Source organism: Dongia soli (genome assembly GCF_034044715.1).
Taxonomy (GTDB): Bacteria; Pseudomonadota; Alphaproteobacteria; order Dongiales; family Dongiaceae; genus Dongia_B; species Dongia_B soli.
The window spans coordinates 49,802-73,172 of sequence record NZ_JAXCLW010000012.1 but is presented as its reverse complement, the minus strand read 5'-3'; the positions used below and the strand labels follow the sequence as shown (position 1 = coordinate 73,172).

The following is a 23,371-nucleotide window of genomic DNA, read 5'->3' as shown; positions in this document are numbered from 1 at the left end:
GGGAACATGAAACGTCTGATGGCATCGGTATCGGTGTTGGCGCTGATTGCGCTCGGCGCCTGCGACCAGAAGAAGGAAGAACAGCAATCCAGCGCGCCCGCCGCGACCGAACAGTCGACACAGCAGGCGCAGTCCCAGTCGTCAACCACGGCGTCGACAACGGCAGCGACCCAGCCGGCCGCGACGCAGGAAGCCGCCGGCACGCCGGCGACGCCGAAGCAGGGCGGCGAAGCCACCGTCACCTTCAAGGACGACATTCCGACCCTGGACCCGGCGATCGGTTATGACTGGAAGAACTGGTCGATGATCAAGGCCATGTTCGACGGCCTGATGGATTACAAGCCGGGCACCACCGAATTGGTGCCGGATCTGGCTGAGAGCTACGAAGTCTCACCGGACGGCCTGACCTATACCTTCAAGCTGCGCAAGGGCGTCAAATTCCATAACGGCCGCGAGATGAAGGCCGCCGACGTCAAATATTCGCTGGAACGCACCTGCGATCCGAAGACCCAGAGCCCCGGCGCCGGCTATTACGCCTCGCTCAAGGGCTTCGACGATTTCCAGGCCGGCAAGGCGAAGGAACTGGCCGGCGTGACGGCGCCGGACGATTATACGGTGAAGATCGAGCTTAGCCATCCGGACGCCACTTTGCTGCATCTGATGGCGCTCAACTTCTCCTTCGTCGTGCCGAAGGAAGAGGTCGAGAAATCCGGCGGCGATTTCGGTCATAAGCCGGTCGGCACCGGCGCCTTCAAGCTGGGCGAATGGGTGCCCGGCCAGCGCATCGTCTTCGAGCGCAACAAGGATTACCACCGCTCCGGCGAACCCTATCTCGACAAGATCACTTTCGAGATCGGCCAGGACCCGACCGTCGCCCTCACCCGCATGCAGAAGGGCGAGATCGACATTCCGGGCGACGGCATCCCACCGGCGAAATTCGTCGAGGTTACCCAGGATGCCAGCCTGAAGGACCAGATCGCCATCACCGAACAGCTCCAGACCGGCTATGTGACGATGAATGTCAATATCAAGCCGTTCGACAACGTGGCTGTGCGCCAAGCGGTCAATATGGCGATCAACAAGGACCGTATCGTCAAGTTGATCAACGGCCGCGCGGTGCCGGCGAATCAGCCGCTGCCCCCCGCCATGCCGGGCTATGACAAGAGCTATCAGGGCTACAAATACGACGTCGAGGGCGCCAAGGCGAAGCTGAAGGAAGCCGGGCTGGAGAAAGGTTTCGAGACCGATCTCTATGTCATGAACACCGACCCGCAGCCGCGCATCGCCCAGGCTATCCAGAGCGATCTGGCCGCCATCGGCATCAAGGCGAATATCAAGTCGCAGGACATGGGCACGGTGATCGCCGCCGGTGGCAAGAAGGACGGTGCGCCGATGATCTGGTCGGGCGGCATGGCCTGGATCGCCGACTTCCCCGATCCCAGCAACTTCTACACCGCCATCCTCGGCTGCGGCGGCGCGGTCGAAGGTGGCTGGAATTGGGCCTGGTATTGCAACAAGGATCTTGATGCCCGCGCCGACAAGGCCAATGCCATCACCGATCCCGCCAAGCAGGGCGAACGCGCGGTGGAATGGGGCAAGATCTATACCGACCTGATGAAGGATGCGCCCTGGGCGCCGGTCTTCAACGAGAAGGCCTATGTCATCCATTCGAAGCGCATCCAGGGACCGAACGGCGTCTTCGCCGACCCGATTCACATCCCGGTCAATTACGACGTCATCTATGCGACAGATGTGAAGTAACCACCTGACCAAGGTCCCCGTTCGGCCAAGACGAGGCGTAGGCGGGCGGACGGGGACTTATAACTTAACCAAAAACAGAGGGGGATTTGATGACCAAACGCTTTACCCAGCGGTTTACCCTGGGCGCCAGCTTCGCACTGGCCCTGCTGGCGAGCACGGCACTGGCAGGCATCGCCACGCCGGGCCATGCCGAGGAAGCGAAGAATGGCGGCAGCTATTCGATCGTCTTCAAGGACGATCTCAACACGCTCGATCCGGCGATCGGCTACGATTTCCAGAATTGGACGACCATTCGGTCGATTTTCGACGGGCTGATGGATTACAAGCACGGCACCAACGATCTGGTGACCGACCTTGCCGAGAGTTACGAGGTTTCGCCCGACGGCCTGACCTATACCTTCAAGCTGCGCCGAGGCATCAAGTTCCAGAACGGCCGCGAGATGAAGGCCGGCGACGTCAAATATTCGATCGATCGCGTGGTCGATCCGAAGACGCAGAGCCCCGGCGCCGGCTATTTCACCGCGCTGAAGGGCTATGACGATGTGGCCAGCGGCAAGGCAAACGAGCTTTCCGGCATCGAGACGCCGGACGATTATACGGTGGTCTTCCACCTGACCCAGCCCGACGCCACCATGCTGCATATCATGGCGTTGAACTTCTCCTATGTCGTGCCGAAGGAAGAGGTCGAGAAATACGGCGCCGACTTCGGCCAGCATCCGGTCGGCACCGGCGATTACGCGATGAAGGAATGGGTGAAGGGCCAGCATATCGTTCTGGAACGCACGCCCTATCCGAATCACCCGGGCCGCCCTCACGCCGATCAGATCACCGTCCAGTTCGGCCTGGAGCCGGTGGTGCAGGTCCTGAAGGTGCAGAATAACGAGGCCGACCTGACGGGCGACATCTTCCCGCCGGCCAAGTTCATCGAAGTCACCAAGAATGCGGCGCTGAAGGACCGCTTCTACGAGGCAAAGCAGCTCAACCTGAACTATATGACCATGAACGCCCATGTGAAGCCCTTCGACAATGTGAAGGTGCGTCAGGCGGTCAGCTACGCGATCAACAAGGATCGCCTGGTCAAGATCCTGAACAACCGGGGCACGGTGACCGACCAGGTCCTGCCGCCGGCAATGGCCGGCTATGACGCGAACTTCAAGGGCTATGGCTACGATCCGGCCAAGGCGAAGGAACTGCTCAAGGAAGCCGGACTGGAAAAGGGCTTCGAGACCGAGCTCTATTTCGCCAATACCGATCCCTGGCCGCGCATGGGCCAGTCCATCCAGAAGGACCTCGCCGCGATCGGCGTCAAGGTCAGCCTGAAGGGCCTCGACAACGCCGCCTTCAATGGCATCGCCAGCAAGGTCGATGGCACACCGATGACGCTGACCGAATGGTATGCCGACTTCCCGGATCCCAGCAACTTCTATACGCCGATCCTGGGTTGTGCGAGTGCGGCCGAAGGCGGCTACAACTACGCGCATTACTGCAACAAGGAGATCGACAAGCGGGCCCAGGCGGCCAATGCGATCGCCGATCCCGCCAAGACGGCAGAACGGAACGCCGCCTGGAGCAAGCTGTTCGGTGATATCATCATGCGGGACGCCCCCTGGGTGCCCCTGCTCAATCCGAACCGCTATACGCTGCGCTCGGACCGGATCGAAGGCGACAAATCCTACTTCGTCGACGTGATCCACCAGCCCGTCCCCTATGAAGACGTTTGGGTGAAGAAATGACACATGCTCCGCACAACGTGACCTGCACGATCCACGATCACCAGCATCACATCGGCTGGGATAATTCGCTGAAGCCGATTCACACGGTCGGCTCCGGCGACGTCGTTGAGTTGCAGTGCATGGAATCGTCGTGCGGACAGATAACACCAGAGTGGACGGCGGGGGATATCCCCCGCCTCGACTTCGGCAAGGTCAATCCGGTCCTGGGGCCGATCGAGATCGACGGGGCGGAACCCGGCGATGCCGTGAAGGTCACCATGCTCGGCTATAAACCCTGCGGCTGGGGCTGGACCGCCAACATCCCGGGCTTCGGGCTGCTGGCGGACCAGTTCAAGGAACCGGCCCTTCATATCTGGAAATACGATGCGGACAGCCTGGCGCCGGCGATGTACGGCTCGCTCGCCAAGGTCCCGCTGAAGCCCTTCGCCGGCACGGTCGGCCTGGCCCCGGCCCAGCCCGGCCTGCATTCGGTCGTGCCGCCCCGCCGCGTCGGCGGCAATCTCGATATCCGCGATCTCGGCCTTGGCAGCGAGCTTTATCTGCCGGTCGAGGTGCAAGGCGGCCTGTTCTCGCTCGGCGACACCCATGCCGCCCAGGGTGACGGCGAGGTCTGTGGCACGGCGATCGAAAGTCAGCTCGATGTCACGGTGAAGCTGGAACTGGTCAAGGGTGCCAATCTCAAGATGCCGCGCTTCCGAACCGCCGGCCCGGTCAGCCGCCATCTGGACGAGAAGGGCTATGACGTGACGACCGGCGTCGGTCCTGACCTGATGACCGGTGCCCGCGATGCCGTCAGCGGCATGATCGATCTCCTCGGCAAGCGCCACAAAATCAGCGCCGTCGAGGCCTATATGCTCTGCTCGGTCTGCGGCGATCTCAGAATCAGTGAAATCGTCGACATGCCGAACTGGGTGGTCTCGTTCTATTTCCCCCGTGTTGTGCTCGATTGATCGCCTGCTCGATCGATAGCCTGCTTGATTAAATCGGATCACCAGCAAGAAACGGATCGCCAGCCAAAATGACTGCTCAGCCCAGCCATCACGACGCCACCATCCAGCCCGGCAGCGGGCGGAAAATCGGCGGGGTGATCCTCGACCTCCAGGACCTGGCGGTGCAATTCGCAACGCCGACCGGCCCGGTCACAGTGGTCGACGGCCTCAGCTTCAAATTGCGCCAGGGCGAAACGCTCTGCATCGCCGGGGAATCCGGGTCCGGCAAATCGGTCACCTCGCTGTCGCTCATGGGCTTACTGCCAAAGCCGGGCGGCCGGGTGATCCGCGGCAGCGCCATGTTCAACGGCCGAGACCTCTTCAAGCTCGACGACGTGGCGATGCAGGAGATCCGCGGCAACGATATCGCCATGATCTTCCAGGAGCCGATGACCTCGCTCAATCCCGTCCTCAGCATCGGCACACAGATGACCGAGAGCCTGCGCCGGCACCGGGGATTGAGCGATGCCCAGGCCCGCAAGCGGGCGGTCGAGGCTTTGCAGGCGGTGCGGATTCCCGAAGCGGCGAAGCGGTTGAAGCAATATCCGCACGAGATGTCCGGCGGCATGCGCCAGCGCGTCATGATCGCCATGGCCATGTCCTGCGATCCGAAGGTGCTGATCGCCGACGAGCCGACCACTGCGCTCGATGTCACCATCCAGGCGCAGATCCTCGAACTGATGGCCGATCTCCGCCGCGAGACCGGCACCGCCATCATCATGATCACCCATGACATGGGCGTCGTTGCCGAAATGGCCGACCGCGTCATCGTCATGCGCTATGGCAAGATGGTGGAAGGAGGTGCCGTCGAAGCGATCTTCACCAATCCGCAGCATGACTACACCAAGGCCCTGCTCGACGCGGTGCCGAAATTCAGTGCCGGCGCCCGCGCGCCGAAAATGCCGGTCCAGCCGGAACAGCCGAAGCCGGTCCTCAGCGTGCGCGATCTGGTCGTGCGTTTCGATATCAAAGGCGGCCTCCTGCACCGAACGCAGCAGCGTGTTCATGCGGTGGAGAAGGTCTCCTTCGACCTGATGCCGCAGGAAACCCTGGCTTTGGTCGGTGAATCCGGCTGCGGCAAATCGACGGCGGCCAAGGCGGTCCTGCGCCTGGTGCCCTCGACCGGCAGCATCAAGATCGAGGACAAGGACATCGCCAGCATCAGCGGCCGCGAATTGCAGCATTTGCGCAGGCAGATGCAGATGGTCTTCCAGGATCCCTTCGCCTCGCTCGATCCCCGCATGACAGTTGGCGATCTCGTAGCCGAGCCGCTGGTGATTCATGGGATTTCCAATGGCAGCGAGCTGAAGGACCGCGTTGCCTATCTCTTCCGCCGAGTCGGCCTGACCGCGGAACAGGCGACACGCTATCCCCACGAATTCTCCGGCGGCCAGCGCCAGCGCATCTGCATCGCCCGCGCCCTTGCCCTCAATCCGAAAGTCATCATTGCCGATGAAAGCGTCTCGGCGCTCGATGTCTCGATCCAGGCGCAGATCCTCGATCTCCTGCGCGAATTGCAGGCGGAATTCGGTCTCTCCTATCTCTTCATCTCGCATGACATGGCAGTCGTTGAAGAGATCAGCCACCGCATAGCGGTCATGTATCTCGGCCAGATCGTCGAGACCGGACCGACCGCCTCGGTCCTCGGTAATCCGCAGCATCCTTATACGAAGAAGCTGCTGGCCGCCGTACCGATCCCCGATCCGCTCCGCCGGAACATGGTGCGCCAGCGGTTGGAAGGCGAAGTGCCGAGCCCGTTCCGCCCGGTCAATTTCGTGCCGAGCTATGTCAGCTACCGCGATCTCGGCGGCGGTCATCTGGTGGCGGCGGAGTAAGATCAAACGCCAGTTCCGACGACCCGCGAATTTAATCCGAGGGTTAAGATAATTCACGGCATTGGGTGGGACATATCCGGCGATTTGAGCGCAAGATAGTCGACCATAGGGCACCAGCAAGGTCGTTCAGGTTCTGAGGCTAAGCTCGCGTTGTCCGCAGGCAGCACTCCACAGATTTCTTGCCGCCTTGGCCTGGACCGAAGCCCTGACCCGTCTTTCCAAAGACCACCGCCACGGTGAGGCAAGCGAGGGCTCAAAGTGCATTCCACCGGAGAGGAACGGGTGAAGCTGACGCTGATGATCAACATCATCAATGGATGGAATCGTCTCGCCGTCGGTTTCGGTTTCTGGGTCGAACCGGAAGCGGCAAAGGCTGCCAGGGCTGCGGTCTGACCGCAGCACCCCGTATCGCCGACGCAGCGGTGCAATTCACGCCGCTGCGTCGACAGGTGCACGACATGCTTGGATTGTGACCCATAAAGACTTGATGGGTCGATCAGGGTTTTGCGCTTATGAGATCACGGCCCGGCGTTTCAACGCGGCCACTAATTCCGCCGTTGTGAGAATGGCGTGAGCATAGGTCGGTCCGTCGATCTCCATGGCCGCGTGCATCGCCGCTGGCGAACGCGCCGCCGTCCCGTCCCGGACAAGCGTGACGTGGTAGCCGAGTTCCATGCCGATGCGGCCGGTCGCCTCGTAGCAGGTGTTCGCCAACAGCCCGAGCAGGATGATCTTTTCCTTGCCGTAGCGCTTGAGCTGGTGGTCGAGATCGGTGTTCGGGAAGCCGCTCGAAGCCCAGTGCTCCGTGGCGACGATGTCACCGGGCTGCACCTGAAAATCGTCGTGAAAGGTGCCACCCCAGGTGCCCTTGGCAAAGGCTTGCCGCTCGGCCGCACCAAGCTGGTAGGGTGACGGGTACTTCCAGTTGACATAGTCGCCCGGCTCCCAGCGGTGGTGAGGCACGTGATAGACTGTAACGCCAACCTCGTGCGCCGTGCGAACGATGGTCCGAAGATTGTCGAGCAGATTATTTTGCTGGACCATGTCCTTCACCCATGGCCAGAGCTTTCCGCCCTCGCTGAGGAAGTCATTATAGAAGTCGATGCACAGAAGCGCCGTCGTGTTCGGGTCGTAACTCGAGGGTTGGGGCATCATCTTCTCCTTTATGTTGGAACAAATCGTATAAGGCGCTCGGGGTCGGTATAGCATGGCGCTTCCCCCCGGGCCGGCAGCAGATAGCTACGTTGTTACGTCTCGCCCTGGGCTCGCGCCTCGACCGTGTGCATGTTGATGCAATTGGCGCATTGGTTGATTTGCGAGGCGCGGATTTTCACCAGCTCGATCAGGCTTGGCTCAAGGCTGGCGGCGATCTCCACCGATGCGGTCATCCAGGTCTTCATCAGTTGCGGCGCGGCGGCAAAGGGATCCAGTTTGGCAGTCATGGTTCTACGTCCTTCCTTCGGTTCCAATGTGAGGATTCCGAAATGATGACGATCCAGGACAGCGTTTTGTGACGCCCTGCTAAAAAAATCTTGCGGTAGGTGCGAACGGAAACACTGTCAGCCGCCTGCTGCCTTCAGGTCGCCGAGGACCGTCGGAATCAGTTCCGAGACGGTCGGGTGGATCGGCACCGCCCATTGCAGGACCGGATAGGTTGCGCCGGCATTCATCATGTCCAAGATGCCGTGGATCGCCTCGTCACCGCCGGTCCCCAGGATGGCGGCCCCGAGGATTTGTTTCGTCTCCGCGTCGGCGACCACCTTCATGAAGCCCTTGGTTTCATCCCGCTCGACCGCGCGCCCGACCCGCGTCATTGGGCGTTTGGACACCAGGATCTTGCGACCCGTACGTGTCGCCTCCGTCTCCGACAGGCCGACGCGCCCGAGTGGCGGATCGACATAGAGCGCATAGGCCGGAATCCGGTCGCTCACCCGCCGATTGCCGCCATCGAGAAGATTGGCGGCGACGATCTCGTAGTCGTTATAAGCCGTATGGGTGAAGGCGCCGCGGCCGTTGCAATCGCCCAGGGCCCAGATGCCGGGGACGTTGGTGGCCAGGCTGTCATCCACGGTAATATAACCGCGGGCATCCGTTGCGATGCCGGCCTTGTCGAGGCCGAGATCGTCCGTGTTGGGCCGGCGCCCGACCGCCAGCAGCAGATGCGAGCCGATCACGGCCGGATCGCCGGCTGTGCAATCGACATCGACCGACACGCCGTCGGGGTGGGGCTTGAACCCGATGCAGCTGGCGCCGGTGCGTACCGCAATCCCCTCGTCGGTGAGGATCTCGCGAACCGCCTCCGACACGTCCTCGTCCTCGCGCGCGATCAGCCGCGGCCCCTTCTCGATGATCGTGACCGCCGCGCCGAAACGCCGATACATCTGGGCGAATTCAAGCCCGATATAGCTTCCGCCGACGACGACCAGATGTCGCGGAACGGTATCGAGCTCAAGGATCGACCTATTGGTGAGGTAGTCGACCACGCCGACACCGGGCATGTCGGGCACGCTCGCGCGGCCGCCGACATTGACGAAGATGCGCGGCGCCCGCAGCTGGCTGTCGCCCACCCGGACAACATCCCTTCCCTCGAACCGGGCATGGCCTGTGATGACCGTCAGGTTGTCCATGCCGCGCAGCCATTTTTCGACATTCGTGCGCGCATTCCTTGACACGGTATCGGCCCGGGCCTTGACCCGCTTCATGTCGATCTTGACCGGACTCTCGATGGTGACCCCATAGTCGGCGCCGCGCCGGGCAAGGTGGGCGGCATAGGCGCTTGCGACCAGTGTCTTGGTCGGCATGCAGCCGGTATTGACGCAGGTTCCGCCGAACAGCTTGCGCTCGATGAGCGCCACCTTCATGCCGGCGGTGGTCAGCCGGCCGGCCAGGGATGGTCCCGCCTGTCCAGCCCCGATGACGATGGCGTCGAAGGATTGAGTCATGTCGTGGGTCCTCGATGAATGCCGCGCCGAGGATCGCGACGGCGCCCTCCATCACGGCGGTAAGCTGAAATTGTCCGACCAAAGCTGGTCGCACCGGGTTTACGGTCGGTGCCGCTCCTCATGAGGGCAGCGGCTTGCCGGCCTGTTCCTGCACAACGTATTCCGCGTACCAGTCCGCCCAATTCGCATCATGCTGGCCGGTCCGCTTCTCATGCTCGCCATGAGCGGCGGCGGCCCGTCGGAGCGCGGCGGCAAGCTCGGCCGGCGACGTGAATATCGTGTCATCCCCCTCGATGCGTCCGGGCAATCGCGCGGTGACCTCCTGAAGCAGCCAGCCATTGCCATCGGGATCGCGGAACGAGGCGAATGAGCGATAGCTGCGACGCTCGGGATTCGGACCGCCGACCCGAAGCCGGCCAAATAGATAAGGCTCGTCCGCGCCGTCATGCACGTCGCCGCCGTCATGGAACACCTCGCTGATTGCGACGCCGCGGCCAAGCAGGTCGTCACGGGCGGCCGCTATATCGGAGACGATCAGATACAGGCCCTGGGCCGAGCCCGGTGCCGCCGCGGTGACATTTTTGCCGAAGATGACCGAGCCGCCGGAGCCAGGCGGCGTGAACTGGATCACACGGAAACTGTCGCCGCCGGCGAAATCGGCATCGAGCCTCCAACCGAGGCTCGCATAGAACGCCTTCGCGCGGTCAACGTCAGAAACCGGGATGACAACGACTTCGAGTTTTGTGTCGAGCGTTCGCGCTCTGGTCCCGTTTGCAGTTTCTTCGCGCAGCGATGTACTGCTCATGTCGAACTCCTTAGGTTTGGAATGCCTTAAGAGTGACGGCGATCAGGCCGAAGCCGGAGCTTCGGTAAATCTACCATACAGGCCGTGGATTGGCTTGCTTCAAAAGCAGCCTTGCGAAGCCCTGGCCATCACGAATGCACGCCAGCTCCTCGGCCAGCCGCCGCAAAGTAGCGTTCTTCAGTTGCAACGATGGGCCCTCGGGTCAAGCCCGAGTGTGACAACCTGGCCGGATGTCGGCATTGTGCCAAGGGGAATGGTTGTGCTTCCGGTCATTGCACACGGATCATGCACACTTGCTGTCACCCACGGACTTGATGCGAGGGTCCACGGCAGAGGCCGCTACGCCGTCACGTGAGGCGGGCAACCTTGTTGCCGCCAAGGTCGTGCAATGAGCGTCGTCGACAGGCCGGCCTTCAGGCCGTCTGCTTAAGCGCCGCCTGGCCGATTTCAGCGATATCGAAAGGTGTCGTCTGGTAGATCTCGTTGATCCAGTTGGCGATCAGGAGATGCGCATGCGACCGCCAGAGATTGCGCGGCGGCTGAGACGCATCGTCATTCGGGAAATAGTTGAGCGGCAGCTTGATCGGCACATTGGCCTTGAGATCGCGGAAATATTCGTCCGACAGCGAGGTCGAATCGTATTCAAGATGATCGAGGATATAGAGGCGCCGGTCCTTGGCATCCTCGATGATCGAGGCACCCTGCTCCTCGCAATAGGTCAGCAGGTTGAGGTCGCAACAGCCGGCGACATCCTCCACCGCGATCTTGGCCCAGCGCGAGACCGGCACGGCGAAATCGTCGGAGAAGCCGTTGAGATAGGCCGAGGACGGCTTCACGACCTTCTGGCGGAAGATGCCGAAGGCCTTCTCGCTGAGCTGATGTTTCGGCAGGCCGTGGAAATGATAGAGCGCGGCCATCGCCCCCCAGCAGACATTCACCGTCGAATGCACATGGGTGCGTGTCCAATCGAAGATATCCTGCAATTCGCGCCAATAGGTGACGTCCTCATAGGGGATCGTCTCGACCGGGGCGCCAGTGATGATGAATCCGTCGAACTTGCGGTGCCGCGCCGTCTCCCAGGACTGGTAGAAGGTGAGCAGGTGATCTTCCGCCGTATTCTTCGATTTGTGATTGCCGATGCGGATCAGCGACAGCTCGACCTGGAGCGGCGTCGCACCGAGCAGGCGCGCCATCTGCAGCTCGGTCTTGATCTTGTTCGGCATCAGATTGAGGAGCCCGATCTGCAGCGGGCGGATGTCCTGGCGGATCGCCACCGCCTCGGTCATGACGCGCACGCCCTCGTTCACCAGGGCGTTGAATGCAGGGAGCTTGTCAGGAATCTTGATCGGCATAACGGTCACCAAAAACGAAAAATATATCGCCTCTGGTCCGCACGCGGCCCTTTAGCGATTTTTTTAACGTGGCTGCAAGCCGGCCGGCCAAATCACCACGAACTGGCTCTTTCTATAGCGAATCCCATCCCCGCCGTCTAGGGGGCGGGCCCGCGGTTCTCCGGGGGCAGGCTTGCATCCGGCACTGGACTGGGCCCTCTAAAACCCGGCCTCCTAGCGGGGAGGCAGCAGGCAGCCTTACCCCAGCGGATCGAGAAAAGCCCGCAATCGGGCCAGATAGGCTTCCGGCTGTTCGACCGGAGCGAGGTGGGAGGCATCGGCGATTACAGCGACCTGGGCACCCGGCACCAGCTTGGCGAAATCGCGGCAGGCGGCGGGGGTCGCCTCGTCATATTCGCCGCAGATGAACAAGGTGGGCGCGGCGATATCGGGCAGGCGCGGCGTCACGTCGAACTGCCGCAGGCTGCCGGTCGAGGTGAATTCCGCCGGGCCCCACATGGTCTGATAGACATTCATATTGCCGTTATTCATCGTCGTGGTGACGATCTCCGGCCAGGGATCGAGGCGGCAGAGATGGCGGCGGTAGAAGAAATCGACCGCCGCCTGATAAGCGGGATCATCGAGTGCGGCCTCACCCAGCAGGAGCGAGGCATGCGGTTCCGGTAGCGCACGGCAATAGGCGGCATTGTCGGCAATCCAGCGATCGGTATTGATCAGCGGCCCGGCGAGGGTGACGCTTTTCAAGCCGGCGGGGCGCTGCGCGGCATATTCCGCCGCCAGGCTGCCGCCCCAGGAATTGCCGTAGAGATGCAACTCCGTCAGGCCGATATCCTCACGGATGGCGTCGATTTCCGAGAGATAGCGTTCCACTGTCCAGTTACGCGGATCCTTGGTGCGGTCGGAACGGCCGCAATCGAGCTGATCATAGAAGATGACCCGCCGCGTATCGGCCAAAGCGGTCAAGGGCAGCAGATAGTCATGCTGCATCCCCGGCCCGCCATGAAGCACCAGAAGCGGCGCCCGCCCCGGATGCGAATCGCCATTGCTGCGATACCAGACGCGCCCACCGGGCACATCGATCCAGCCGCTGGTTTGGGGGGCAGGATAAGCGGGTGCCGGATGATCAGTTGTCATTATGCTCGCCTCGTATCGCCTTGCCGGCGCGCAACGCATCCAATGCAGCGCGGTCGCGCAGAGCCTGTTCCTGTTGCTGGGCCAGGCGCGCTTCGAACAGGCGCTGGGCTTCCTCGTGAATGAGACCGTAGACTTCGAACCAGAGCTGGGCATCGGTCGCCGGGATGAGACGCCCCATCTGCCAGGAACTCGGCTCGCCCCGCCCTTCCAGCCAGCTTTCCAGAGTCTTCACCGAAACGCCGACAGCTGCGGCAAGAGCCTCGCGCTTCAGCTTGCCGACCGGTTCCAGGCGCTTGCGCAAGGCGACCGCCAGCCGCGCCCGATGGGCGTCGCGGCCCTGTATATCGGGATCGATGGCCGGGCTCACATTGCCGAAAACACCATCGTTCTGCCCCTCCAGCTTGCGCCGGGGCCCGCCTTCCGACGGTCGGCCGCCAGCGAAATGAGCGGGAAAGACCGAGGCGAGATAGATTCGGCAGACCCGCTTCGCTTCCGAGCGGTTGAAGGCTTTGGGATCGATCAGGCAGTCGAACCAAAGGCCGTCGATCATGGCATTCAGGCCGACGGCGATCTCCCGCCCCTCGATCTCCTGATAGCCGCCTTCGGCAATGATGCGGTTGCAGAGGGTTTCGGTCTGCTGCAGATAATCGCCTTCCAGCCGCGAGACCACTTCGTGGTAAGCGGAATTGCTGCGCGCCTCGGCCCAGAAGGCGTACCAGATCGAGACTTTTTCGAAATTGCAGACCGAGGGATGGAAGTCGGCCTCGATCATCGCATCGAGTCCCGCCGCCGGCGAGACTTTGCCCTTGTTGATCGCCGATTGCCACAGCGTGGAATATTCATCGGCGATCTGTTCCAAGGTCGCGACCAGCAATTGCTCCTTGGATTTAAAGTAGAAATTGACGATGCCGGGCGATAAACCCGCCTCGCTCGCCACCTGTGTCAGGGTCGCATTGGCATAGCCGAACCGGCCGATGGCGCGGATGGTCGCATCGATCAATTGCTTGCGGCGCACCTCTTTGGATGCTTCAGGCTTCGCCATTTTACCCCTCATAAGGCCCCTTTTGGCGTCGCGTAACCTATCAGGATTCGCAGGGTAAAACATTGAAGAATTTCGCTTTGCTGCGCTTGCGAAATTAAATGATCATTTAATGCAGTAGACAAATTCCGGCCGCTCACCTAGGATTTCTATATCGTTATTTAATATGGTTGCTTCCCCAGCGACAGCAACCGCGCAAATTTCGACGCAAACTAGGGATGACCTACGGGAGCTTTTCATTATGACTTCGATCAAAACCCAGAGACGCAACCTCGCCAAGTCGCAGGCGCACTATAAAGAAGCGCTGAAACATATGCCGCTCGGCGTCAGCTCGAACTTCCGCTATTGGGGCGACGAGCAGACCGTGTTCGTGAAGCACGGCAAGGGTGCCCGCCTCTGGGACATTGATGGCAACGAATATATCGATTACCGCCTGGGTTATGGCCCAGCGATCCTCGGCCATTGCCATCCGGATGTCGATGCCGCCGCGCGCGAAGCCCAGCCGGTCGGCACTGTCTATGCGCTGGGGACCGAGAAGGAAGTCACCGTCGCCAAGCTCATTAAGGAGATGATGCCGGCGGCCGAACTGGTGCGCTTCTCCAATTCCGGCACCGAAGCGGTGATGGCGGCGCTCCGCCTCGCCCGCGGTTATACCGGCAAGGACAATTACGTCACCTTCGAAGGCTCCTATCACGGCCTGTTCGACGCCACCATGTGGACGGCCGATCCCGACGACATGAAGGATCAGAGCAAGGATCCCAAGATCATCAGCTATGGCCAAGGCATTCCCCAGCTCGTCCGCCAGCTCTTCTGGCAGGTGCCCTATAACGACGCCAACCGCCTGGAAGAGGTGCTGAAGAAGAATCACGACACCATTGCGGCGGTGCTGATCGAGCCGATCCTCGGCAATTGCTGCGGCATCCCCTCGAAGCCGGAATTCATCAAGGCGGTGCGTGAGCTCTGCACGAAATACGGCGTCTTGATGATCGTCGATGAAGTGAAGACCGGCTTCCGCGTCGGCAAGGGCGGCGCCCAGGAGCTTTATGGCATTGAGGCCGATATCTTCACCGTCGCCAAGGCCGTTGCCAACGGCTATCCGATCTCGGCGATCGGCGGCAAGGAAGAGATCATGCGCAAGTACGGCAAGGGCGTTGCCCATGGCGGCACCTATACCGCCCAGGCGATGAGCCTCGCCGCGGCCGAAGCGACGCTCACCATCATGAAGAACACCGATGCGCTGGCACGCACCGCTGCCTATGGCAAGGCGATGCAGGAAGGCATGGGCAAGGTGCTGTCGAAGCGCGGCATTCCCCACAGCTTCACCGGCCATTACAGCATGTCTGGCCTGTTCTTCAGCGCCGAAGCCCCGACCACCTATCGCAACTGGAAGCTCAGCGATTACACCTTCTATGACACGATGGCGGGTTACCTGATCGATATGGGTGTCATGTGCGAACCGGATAGCCGCGAGCCGTGGTTCATCTCCGCCGCCCACGACCAGAAGTGCCTGGAAGAGACGCTGAGCAAGTTCGAAGAAGCCGTCGATCTGACCCTGGACGAACTCTCCAAGGGCCGTGACACGGGCGAAAAGAAGCTGATGCCCGGCATCAGCGGCTAAGCGAACAGCATCCTCTCGCTTCCGGCGAGCAACTGAACCGGCGCCCGGGAGACCTGGCGCCGGTTTTCTATTGCCTCGGCACTGTGCTGATTCCGAATTCAGTCAGTGCCGAACCGGGTCCTCACTCTCTTGCGTTCATCCCGCGTCGCTTGCAACAACTCACTTGTCACCCTCGGACTAGATCCGAAGGGTTCCATGGTTGAGGCTGGCACGATGTTCTGTGAAAGGCCGACATGCCATCATGCAGGTGCCGTTCAGGCGTCACGATGAGCCCCGGATCAAGTCCGAGGGTGATGCCAGGAACTGGACAGCGCCCTGATCCTGTCTGACGAATTCGCCGCCTGCTTAACTCAACTGTCACCAAGCTTGCCTTCTATGGCCTTACGGTCGATAGGATATCATCACCTGCGAGGCATAGCGGGAGAGCGTGAACTTTTCACATTGGTTCAAGTTCCAGGCGCATAATGGGCTAGCGGACACTTTGCCGCAGGGGTTCGTACATATAGAATTTATTGAGAGCTTTTACTCGGAGGTCTACGGCACACGCGAAGTTGAACGTGACATGGGAGAATAGCATGCGCAAATTCGTTATAGCCGTCGCTCTATGCAGTCTTGCCGCCCGAGCCGCCAGGCGGATTTGCCGTTCTGGGCGCGGTCGCCATGGTATCTGTCACCTGCGACCGCATCTCCGGCGACATCGGCTTCGGCGCCGGTTCATCTAATCAAACCGGTCACCGTCGCGACGAGGCCGTATCGGGCGCCAACACAATTATGACTGATACGGAGAATGATCATGCGTCGCTTTGCACAACCCATCCCCTATATTCAGGGCCCCTGTGTCCAGGTCCGTGCGGAGGGTTCGGTGCGGCGGTCCTCAATGCTGTCGCGCTCCCTGCTGATGCTGGTGCTCGCCGGGACCCTCAGCGCAAGCCTGCCGGCTGTCAGCCACGCCCAGGATGTGGGTGACGACCTCAATGCCGCCGGCCAATCGGTCAAGGAAGGCGCCAAGGATACCGGCCATGCCATCGGCGACGGTGCCAGGGATGTCGGCCATGCCATCGGCGAAGGCGCCCGCGATACCGGCCACGCTATCGGCGAAGGCGCCAGCGACGCCGGCCATGCGATCAAGGAAGGTGCCCAGGATACCGGCGACTTCGCCAAAGACAAAACCCAGGAAGCCCGCAGCGGTATCGGCGGCTTCTTCCACCGCGTCGGCAACTGGTTCTCGGGCGGCGAATAGACGTACCGGCTCTTCCTTATCAAGAACACGCCGCAGACGCCTTGTGCCGTCTGCGGCGTTAGCTTACCGGACTCCGGCATCCCGTGCAGATCATCTGGCTTGCATTCGTGCCGCAATCGGCCGCCATCCTGCCGGTGATGAGGACTTCGCCGAGCTGCTGAAGAAGACGGTCGAGGACATGCATGGCGATGGCACGCTGAGGAGATTGTCGCTGAAATGGTTCGAATTCGACATGACACAGCGCTGAGCGGTTTCCGACGAACAGTAAGCAAATGCAAATGCGATTGAGGCTGGCAACCGGGCCCGATCCTGAGACCACGCCCGGGGAATGTGATCAGTCCTGCAAGGCCAGGCCCGGATGCTTCACCTTTGCCCTGATATCGGCATCATAGAAGCGGGCACTGACGAAGCCGAACAGGGTCCAGCCGAGGAAGATGCAGAGCCCACCCAGCATCAGCGCCTCGGTCCCGGAGCTCCAGAGCGCATAATAGCTATAGGCGGCGCCGATCAGGGCGATGACGTTGGTGAATATCTGCTTGGAGCGCGGCACCCGCCTCACCTTCTGGATCGCGAAGATCGCCGCCATGCACATGACATAGGGCACGAGATTGGTGACCACGGCGAGATTGACGACACGCTCGAATTGCGCGCTGAGATTGGGGCTGATGGTCATCAGAGCGAGCGCAACCTGGGCTACAAGCAGCACGAGCATGCCGATAATCGGCGTGCCGTTCTTAGTCGCCCGGCCGAAGATCGGTAGGAAATAGCCGACATCGGCGGAGCTTTTGAAGACCTGTGCCACGGTGAACTGCCAGCCGAGCAAAGAGCCAATGCAAGCGATCACCATCAAAGCCATGACGATGCTGCCGACCATCGGCGAGAACATATGCGCAAAGGCAAGGCCGAAAGGTGCCGTCGATGCCGCCAGTTCCTGATCCGGAATGATGCCGGCGATCACGTTGGTGGAGAGAATATAGATGACGGCAGCGCCGAGCGTGCCGCCCATGACGGCAACCGGAACGTCGCGTTCGGGATTTTCCACCGCATCGGCATTGGCGCAGGCTGATTCCAGCCCGAGAAAGGCCCAGAGGGTCAGGGAGATCGAGGCGCCGACCGCCGTGCCGAAAGGCAGGTTGTTTGGGTTCCAGGCCGCGAGCCAGGTCGAACCGCTGAACCAGAACCAGCCGAGGAGCGCAACCGCGACCACCGGAATGATGACGCCCCAGACCGTCACCGCGCCGATACGGCCGGTGATGCGGGCGCCGCCGAAATTGGCGACCGTGGTGATGATGAGGAGAACGATCGACCAGATGCAGGTCTGCAGCGGCGACAATTCCATATTGAACAACACGACCAGATAGCCGACGGCGGTGATCGCGATAGCGACATTGGCGATCACCAGGGACAGGCCATATGTATAATTCGCCATGTAATTGCCGCCCTTGCCGAAAGCATATTCGGCATAGCCACCCATGCCGCCCGGCTTCTTGCTGAGCATGCCGCAGCGGGCGAAGACATAAGCCAGGGCGATGGAACCACCCGCCGTGATGGCCCAGGAAATGATCGAGATGGTGCCGACCTGAGCGAGTTTGGTCGGGAGCATGATAATGCCGGAGCCCATCATGTTGACGGCAGTCAGAATGGTGAGCTGCCATACATTCATTTTACTGCCTTGCGCACTCATTCCAACCTCCATCGCGAGAAGCGTAATCCGTTCTGCACAAATTCATTGTCGGACGTGATGACTCGGCGGCTTTCGGATATTTCTCTCCGAGATAAAAACGGGCAACCGAATTGAAACCGGAGCATCGGCCAAGGCAATAGCTTGGCGTACCTTCGTATGACGTTTTATGTCAGTCTCGGTCGGTGGATCCCCGTGGCACGGCTGCTCGCAGCTCGCGATCATTGGGATGCAGCGCACAACAAAAAGCAAGCATTTTCTGTTTAACCTAAATAAAGCTCGGTAATAAGCGCCACTGGGAAGCGGGTCTTACACCGTTTGTTGGCGCCGATATTTGCCGACTGAGTCCAAGGAACCCGCGCATAACGCATGCGCCAAGGAGGAGCGATGAAATCGCTATTGAGCAGTTGGCCCTTCTGGGCGTTTTTGTCCGCAGCCTTCGCGGCATTGACGGCGATCTTTGCCAAGGTCGGCGTCGAGAATATTCAATCGGATTTCGCGACGTTGATCCGCACCATCGTCATTCTCGGCGTGGTCCTTGCGATCGTGTTGGCCAGCGGTCAATGGCAGCCATTGAGCGGCATCTCCGCCCGCACCTATCTTTTCCTGATCCTCTCCGGCATCGCCACCGGTGCCTCCTGGCTGTGCTATTTCCGTGCGCTCAAACTGGGCCAGGCGGCGCAGGTGGCACCGATCGACAAGTTGAGCGTGGTGCTGGTCGCTGTGTTCGGCGTCGCCTTCCTGGGCGAGAGCCTGTCGATCGTGAGCTGGCTCGGCATCGTGCTGATTGCCGCCGGGGCCGGCATCATCGCCTGGCAGGCTTAGCGCCGAATTGATGGAGATTGACCTGGCAAGCAAACCGGCCGCACCTGAAGGTCGGACACAGACCACAGCCAACCAACACGAACATCGCCTCGTCTCCGACCCAATGCAGAGGCCGTCCACATATGACAAGGGCCTCTGGCATCCAAACTCGGCGTCGGCAACAAACTCGTCTTGTGTCGATCTTGGTTCCGCTCATCGCCCGATGCCAACAGAATTCGCCGGTCACCAACGCTGTTAACCCGTCGTTGCCGGTTGCGACAAGGCTGTCAAACTTGGCCTTTGTAGGTGACAACCTCGACGAGCGTCGCATTTGGCGATGCTTGCGATGCGTACGAGCGCCTCACCGTTGCGGCGATCAGGATGCGTCGCGGCTATCACTGCATCTTGTGACCCCGGTGAATGCGACGCTTGCGAAGCCGGGCCGTATCGGCTTATCTCGATTGTCGGAAAGCGCATATATTTTCGGTATGCGAAAATTGACCTCTATCAAGAGGAACGACATCGGAAACAGCAGCGGTGGCGTGCAACGGGGAGAACTGCACGACGAGGCCACCACGCCAACAACCGAGTCATCAAAAGCAATGACCTATAGCACTGGGAGACGAGAATGTCGGACTGGCTTGATTTGCAATTGGCTCTGCGCCGCGGCGGTGTCGGTCGCCGCGACTTTCTGAAATATGCGAGCGCGCTGGGCATCGGTGCCGTCGCTTCGCAAACCATCCTCGCCAAAGCAGGTTACGCGGCCGAGCCGCAATCGGGCGGCGTGCTGAAGCTCGGCATGGGTGGCGGCAATACCACGGACAGCCTCGACCCTCGCACCGTTACGGGCACGGTCGGGATCGTGACCGGCTTTTGCTTGCGCAACAGCCTGGTCGAGATCGATGCCGACGGAACGGCGATCCCGGAACTGGCGGAAAGCTGGGAAGCCAAGCCGGGTGCGACAGAATGGATCTTCAATGTCCGCAAGGGTGTCACCTTCTCCAACGGCAAGACGCTGGACGCCGACGACATCATCTATTCGATCAACCTGCATCGCGGCGCCAATACGACATCCGGCGCGGCAGCGGTGATGAAAGCGATCAAGGACATCAAGAAGCTATCGTCGCACCAGATCCTGGTGACGATGGAAAGCCCCGATGCCGATACGCCGACCATCTTCGCCGATTACCATGTACAGGTCGTGCCGAACGGCTTCACCGACTGGCAGCATCCGGTGGGGACGGGCGCTTTCGTGCTGGAGAGCTTCCAGCCGGGTGTCCGTATCCAGTTTAAGAAGCGGGACGGATATTGGAAAGCCGGACGCGGTCATCTCGACGGTCTCGATTTGACGGTGGTCAATGACGGGATGGCGCGGGTGAATGCGCTGGTATCCGGTTCGGTCGATGCCGTCAACCGGATCGACGGCAAGACAGCCTCGCTGGTCGAAAGCAACGGCCTGCAATTGGTGCGCTCGCCTGGCGCGCAGCATTACACCGCGCCAATGATGATCGACCACAAACCCTACGACAATCCCGATACGCGGCTGGCGCTGAAATACGCCTTGGACCGGGAAAAGGTGTTGAAGACCGTGTTCAATGGCTATGGCTCGGTCGGCAATGATCATCCAATCCGACCCACCGATCCCTTCTGCAATACCAGCCTGCCGCAATATAGCTATGATCCCGACAAGGCGAAATTCCATGCCAAGAAGGCCGGCCTTGGCGACACGGCCATGACCTTGACCGTTTCCGATGGCGCGTTCCCCGGAGCCGTCGACATGGGCGTTCTCTACCAGGCGGATGCGGGTCGCGCCGGCCTCAATGTAAAGATCGACCGCCAGCCGGCCGATGGCTATTGGGACAATGTCTGGCTGAAAGCCCCATGGTGCACCTGCTTCTGGGTCGCCCGCGCCTCGGCGACCCAGGTCCTCACCGTCGGCTATAAATCCGACGCGCCCTGGAACGATACGCATTGGCGCGTGCCAGCTTTCGACAAGCTGCTGCTGGAAGCCAAGGCGGAACTGGACACGGCCAGGCGCAAGGGGAAATTATGGGAGTTGCAGCGCATGCTGCATGACGATGGCGGCCAGATCGTCGCGGTCTTCGCCGACCGGCTGGAAGCATGCACCAAGAAGGTCGGCGGCCTGACACCGCATGGGCTGGATGAGATGGATAACGGCCGGATCGGCGAGAAAGCCTGGCTCATCAGCTAATACCGGCATGGCCCCGCCTTGCGCCGCCGGTATCGCGGGGCGGGGTTATTGCTTTTCCAGTGCCGTCAGTATCTGGTAGGCGGCCGTCACACGCGCCGGCGTGGGATAGTTTCGGTTCGCTAGCAACACGATGCCGATATTTTTGGCCGGCACGAAAGCGACATACGTGCCGAAACCGTTGGTCGAGCCGGTCTTGTTGATCAGCACATCCTGGCGCGGCGGCACGGGCGGCGACAGCCGTGTGACATCATGCGGCTTAAGGACCATGTCGGATGAATTGCCCGCCAACAGGCGGTCGAGCGTGACTGGATAGTCATACATCTCCCAGCCCAAGCCCTGTGTCATGTCCCCGATCTTGTCATAGCCGCTTTGCGCAACGGAGATTGCCCGGCGGAATGTGTCGTCCAGCTTCGCGCCGTTCATATTCGCCGCGAGAAAGCGGATCATGTCCGACGCGGTGGTCTTCACGCCGTAGGCCTCCGAATCCAGGACGCCCGGGCGCACGCGGATCGGTTTGCCGTCTTTCGAATAGCCGTAAGCATAGCTCGCCATCTTGTTCTGCGGCACGTGGATATAGCTATGGGTCAGGCCGAAAGCCGGAAAGACCTTTTGTGCCATCAGATCGTCGAAGGACTGCCCCAGGCTTTGCGCCGCCAGATAGCCGAACAGGCCGATGCTGGCATTCGAATAGAGCCGATGCGTGCCGGGTGCATAGGCGGGCTGCCAGTCCTTGTAATACGCGACCATTGTCGCCTGATCGGTGACATTGTCGGGGAACTGCAAGGGCAAGCCGCCCGCCGTATAGACCCCAAGATCGAGCAGGCTGATCGTATCGAAGCTGCTGCCGGCGAGTGCCGGCAGATATTTGGTCGCCTTGTCGGACAGGGACAAGGCACCTGTCACCTGCGCATAACCCGCCAGGGTCGCAGTGAAGGTCTTGCTGACCGAGCCAATCTCGAACAGCGTTTCGTCATTGACCTTCTGCCCGCTCTTTTTTGAGGCGATGCCATAATTGAAGACATAGGCCTTGCCGCCGACCGTGATTCCCACGGCCATGCCGGGGATGTCGTTCTCTTTCATCAATGGGCGGATCGTCTGATCGACGATGTGCTTGATCTCTTTTGGGCCAGGATTGTCGGCGGCGTGAGCGGCGGTGCCGCCGAGCAGAAGACCCGCGGCAAGAATGCCAAGGTTTGGCCGTGAAACTCTTATCATGATCGAATGCCCCTCTATCCCGTAACCGCGCTTGCCGGCCGGTATAGGGAATATACCGACGCCATACAAACTACGATATTTTGCAGCACGTATTAGAATAACTGGGGCAGTCGACCAGACTCGCCCGCCCGTTCTCGTCGGCTCTTCCGTGCCTTGAGAACGGGGGGCGTCCCGGCTGTCGCGGCTTTGATTACAAGGTAGCCATGCCGCCATCGATGATGAGCTCGCTGCCGACGGTGAAGGTCGATTCATCGGAGGCGAAAAAGACCACGGCCTTGGCGATCTCGGCGGTATCGCCGCGACGGGCCACCGGAATTTGCGCAACGAGACCTTTGACGGCCTCATCATCCATGCCGATCTTTCCGTGCAACGGCGTTGCGATGGGGCCCGGGCTGATCGCGTTGACGCGGATGCCACGGCTGATCAATTCACCCGACAATGTACGCGCCATCGACAGCAAAGCAGCCTTGGTGGCGGCATAGATACTGCTCATCGGCATGCCGATATGGGCGTTGATCGAGGCATTAAGGACGATCGACGCGGGATTGGCGAAAAGCGGCAACAGCGCCTGGATCAGAAAATAGGGGCCCTTCACGTTAATCGCGAAGGAGCGGTCGTATCCCGCTTCGTCCCAATTCTCCACCGGCCGGAAATCGCCGATCCCGGCATTGACGAAAAGAATATCGAGGCCACCCATAGCTTCCTTCACCTGCCGGGCGACATCCTGCTGTGCCGCGACGTCGCCGGCATCGGCCTGGATCACCAACACATCTTTGCCCAGCACCTTGCGCGCTTCCTCGATGCTCTTGGCACTGCTGCCGGTGACCGCGACACGGGCACCTTCGGCCAGAAATTCTTTGGCGGTTTCCAGGCCGATGCCACTGGTGCCGCCGGTGATGAGGGCGCGTTTGCCTTGCAATCTCTTCATGATCTCCTCCTGCTGAGAATTCGCTTCCGGGTGCTCCCGTCGCTGAAGAAACTGGCCCTTTTTCCCCGCCCTGATTAGACTGG

At 60.8% G+C, this 23,371-nt stretch carries 20 protein-coding genes and 1 riboswitch; of the genes, 10 read left to right on the top strand and 10 right to left on the bottom strand.

Features of this window, described 5'->3' with window-relative positions:
- Positions 1 to 6 precede the first annotated feature (6 nt).
- The 5 genes from SMD27_RS22885 to SMD27_RS22865 all read left to right on the top strand — a co-directional run bounded on the left by SMD27_RS22885 (position 7) and on the right by SMD27_RS22865 (position 6,711).
- Positions 7 to 1,761: an ABC transporter substrate-binding protein gene (locus SMD27_RS22885; RefSeq protein WP_320510775.1), complete on the top strand. Its 1,755-nt coding sequence runs from the start codon at positions 7 to 9 to the stop codon at positions 1,759 to 1,761.
- An 89-nt stretch (positions 1,762 to 1,850) separates the two neighbouring features.
- On the top strand, positions 1,851 to 3,494 hold the full coding sequence (locus SMD27_RS22880) for an ABC transporter substrate-binding protein (protein ID WP_320510774.1): 1,644 nt from the start codon (positions 1,851 to 1,853) through the stop codon (positions 3,492 to 3,494).
- Complete coding sequence (locus SMD27_RS22875; protein WP_320510773.1) at positions 3,491 to 4,444, top strand: acetamidase/formamidase family protein; 954 nt, start codon at positions 3,491 to 3,493, stop codon at positions 4,442 to 4,444. Before SMD27_RS22880 ends, SMD27_RS22875 begins: the two co-directional genes overlap by 4 nt.
- Before the next feature lie 68 nt (positions 4,445 to 4,512).
- Positions 4,513 to 6,318, top strand: coding sequence for an ABC transporter ATP-binding protein (locus SMD27_RS22870; RefSeq protein WP_320510772.1), 1,806 nt, complete (start codon positions 4,513 to 4,515; stop codon positions 6,316 to 6,318).
- Between the two features lie 258 nt (positions 6,319 to 6,576).
- Positions 6,577 to 6,711 carry a carboxymuconolactone decarboxylase family protein gene (locus SMD27_RS22865; protein ID WP_320510771.1) on the top strand — a complete coding sequence of 45 codons (135 nt, stop codon included), beginning with the start codon at positions 6,577 to 6,579 and terminating at the stop codon, positions 6,709 to 6,711.
- Positions 6,712 to 6,828: 117 nt separating this feature from the next.
- On the opposite strand, the gene SMD27_RS22860 is transcribed toward SMD27_RS22865, so the two are convergent.
- The 7 genes from SMD27_RS22860 to betI form a co-directional block, all read right to left on the bottom strand.
- Complete coding sequence (locus tag SMD27_RS22860) at positions 6,829 to 7,473, bottom strand: isochorismatase family cysteine hydrolase (protein ID WP_320510770.1); 645 nt, start codon at positions 7,471 to 7,473, stop codon at positions 6,829 to 6,831.
- Positions 7,474 to 7,565: 92 nt separating this feature from the next.
- Entirely contained in the window at positions 7,566 to 7,760 is a 195-nt protein-coding gene (locus SMD27_RS22855; RefSeq protein WP_320510769.1) for a carboxymuconolactone decarboxylase family protein, read from the bottom strand.
- A 117-nt stretch (positions 7,761 to 7,877) separates the two neighbouring features.
- Positions 7,878 to 9,260 carry an FAD-containing oxidoreductase gene (locus tag SMD27_RS22850; protein WP_320510768.1) on the bottom strand — a complete coding sequence of 461 codons (1,383 nt, stop codon included), beginning with the start codon at positions 9,258 to 9,260 and terminating at the stop codon, positions 7,878 to 7,880.
- Positions 9,261 to 9,378: 118 nt separating this feature from the next.
- Positions 9,379 to 10,065, bottom strand: a complete 687-nt coding sequence (locus SMD27_RS22845; protein WP_320510767.1) for a VOC family protein — start codon at positions 10,063 to 10,065, stop codon at positions 9,379 to 9,381.
- A 413-nt stretch (positions 10,066 to 10,478) separates the two neighbouring features.
- Positions 10,479 to 11,417, bottom strand: coding sequence for a homoserine O-succinyltransferase (locus SMD27_RS22840; RefSeq protein ID WP_320510766.1), 939 nt, complete (start codon positions 11,415 to 11,417; stop codon positions 10,479 to 10,481).
- Positions 11,418 to 11,448: 31 nt separating this feature from the next.
- Positions 11,449 to 11,526, bottom strand: a riboswitch (SAM riboswitch).
- Positions 11,527 to 11,654: 128 nt separating this feature from the next.
- The gene (locus tag SMD27_RS22835; protein ID WP_320510765.1) at positions 11,655 to 12,551 is read right to left on the bottom strand and encodes a proline iminopeptidase-family hydrolase; all 897 of its coding nucleotides are present in this window, start codon (positions 12,549 to 12,551) and stop codon (positions 11,655 to 11,657) included.
- Complete coding sequence (betI, locus tag SMD27_RS22830; protein ID WP_320510764.1) at positions 12,541 to 13,593, bottom strand: transcriptional regulator BetI; 1,053 nt, start codon at positions 13,591 to 13,593, stop codon at positions 12,541 to 12,543. The genes SMD27_RS22835 and betI overlap by 11 nt, the downstream gene beginning before the upstream one ends.
- Positions 13,594 to 13,831: 238 nt before the next feature.
- Here betI and SMD27_RS22825 point away from each other — a divergent pair, with 238 nt between their 5' ends.
- The 3 genes from SMD27_RS22825 (at position 13,832) to SMD27_RS22815 (ending at position 16,695) form a co-directional block, all read left to right on the top strand.
- Complete coding sequence (locus SMD27_RS22825) at positions 13,832 to 15,208, top strand: aspartate aminotransferase family protein (RefSeq protein WP_320510763.1); 1,377 nt, start codon at positions 13,832 to 13,834, stop codon at positions 15,206 to 15,208.
- Positions 15,209 to 16,001: 793 nt separating this feature from the next.
- Positions 16,002 to 16,448 carry a hypothetical protein gene (locus SMD27_RS22820; protein ID WP_320510762.1) on the top strand — a complete coding sequence of 149 codons (447 nt, stop codon included), beginning with the start codon at positions 16,002 to 16,004 and terminating at the stop codon, positions 16,446 to 16,448.
- Between the two features lie 43 nt (positions 16,449 to 16,491).
- The gene (locus SMD27_RS22815) at positions 16,492 to 16,695 is read left to right on the top strand and encodes a hypothetical protein (protein WP_320510761.1); all 204 of its coding nucleotides are present in this window, start codon (positions 16,492 to 16,494) and stop codon (positions 16,693 to 16,695) included.
- 87 nt (positions 16,696 to 16,782) lie between these two features.
- On the opposite strand, the gene potE is transcribed toward SMD27_RS22815, so the two are convergent.
- The gene (gene potE / locus SMD27_RS22810) at positions 16,783 to 18,132 is read right to left on the bottom strand and encodes a putrescine-ornithine antiporter (RefSeq protein ID WP_320510760.1); all 1,350 of its coding nucleotides are present in this window, start codon (positions 18,130 to 18,132) and stop codon (positions 16,783 to 16,785) included.
- Between the two features lie 384 nt (positions 18,133 to 18,516).
- On the opposite strand from potE, the gene SMD27_RS22805 reads away from it, so the two are divergent.
- Together SMD27_RS22805 and SMD27_RS22800 are read left to right on the top strand one after the other, a co-directional pair.
- Positions 18,517 to 18,954 carry an EamA family transporter gene (locus SMD27_RS22805; protein WP_320510759.1) on the top strand — a complete coding sequence of 146 codons (438 nt, stop codon included), beginning with the start codon at positions 18,517 to 18,519 and terminating at the stop codon, positions 18,952 to 18,954.
- A gap of 607 nt (positions 18,955 to 19,561) precedes the next feature.
- Positions 19,562 to 21,145 carry an ABC transporter substrate-binding protein gene (locus SMD27_RS22800; RefSeq protein WP_320510758.1) on the top strand — a complete coding sequence of 528 codons (1,584 nt, stop codon included), beginning with the start codon at positions 19,562 to 19,564 and terminating at the stop codon, positions 21,143 to 21,145.
- Positions 21,146 to 21,190: 45 nt separating this feature from the next.
- On the opposite strand, the gene ampC is transcribed toward SMD27_RS22800, so the two are convergent.
- Both ampC and SMD27_RS22790 read right to left on the bottom strand, forming a co-directional pair.
- Complete coding sequence (ampC, locus tag SMD27_RS22795; protein WP_320510757.1) at positions 21,191 to 22,360, bottom strand: class C beta-lactamase; 1,170 nt, start codon at positions 22,358 to 22,360, stop codon at positions 21,191 to 21,193.
- A gap of 190 nt (positions 22,361 to 22,550) precedes the next feature.
- A complete protein-coding gene (locus SMD27_RS22790) occupies positions 22,551 to 23,288 on the bottom strand; it encodes an SDR family oxidoreductase (RefSeq protein WP_320510756.1) in 738 nt (245 codons plus the stop codon).
- Positions 23,289 to 23,371: the final 83 nt, after the last annotated feature.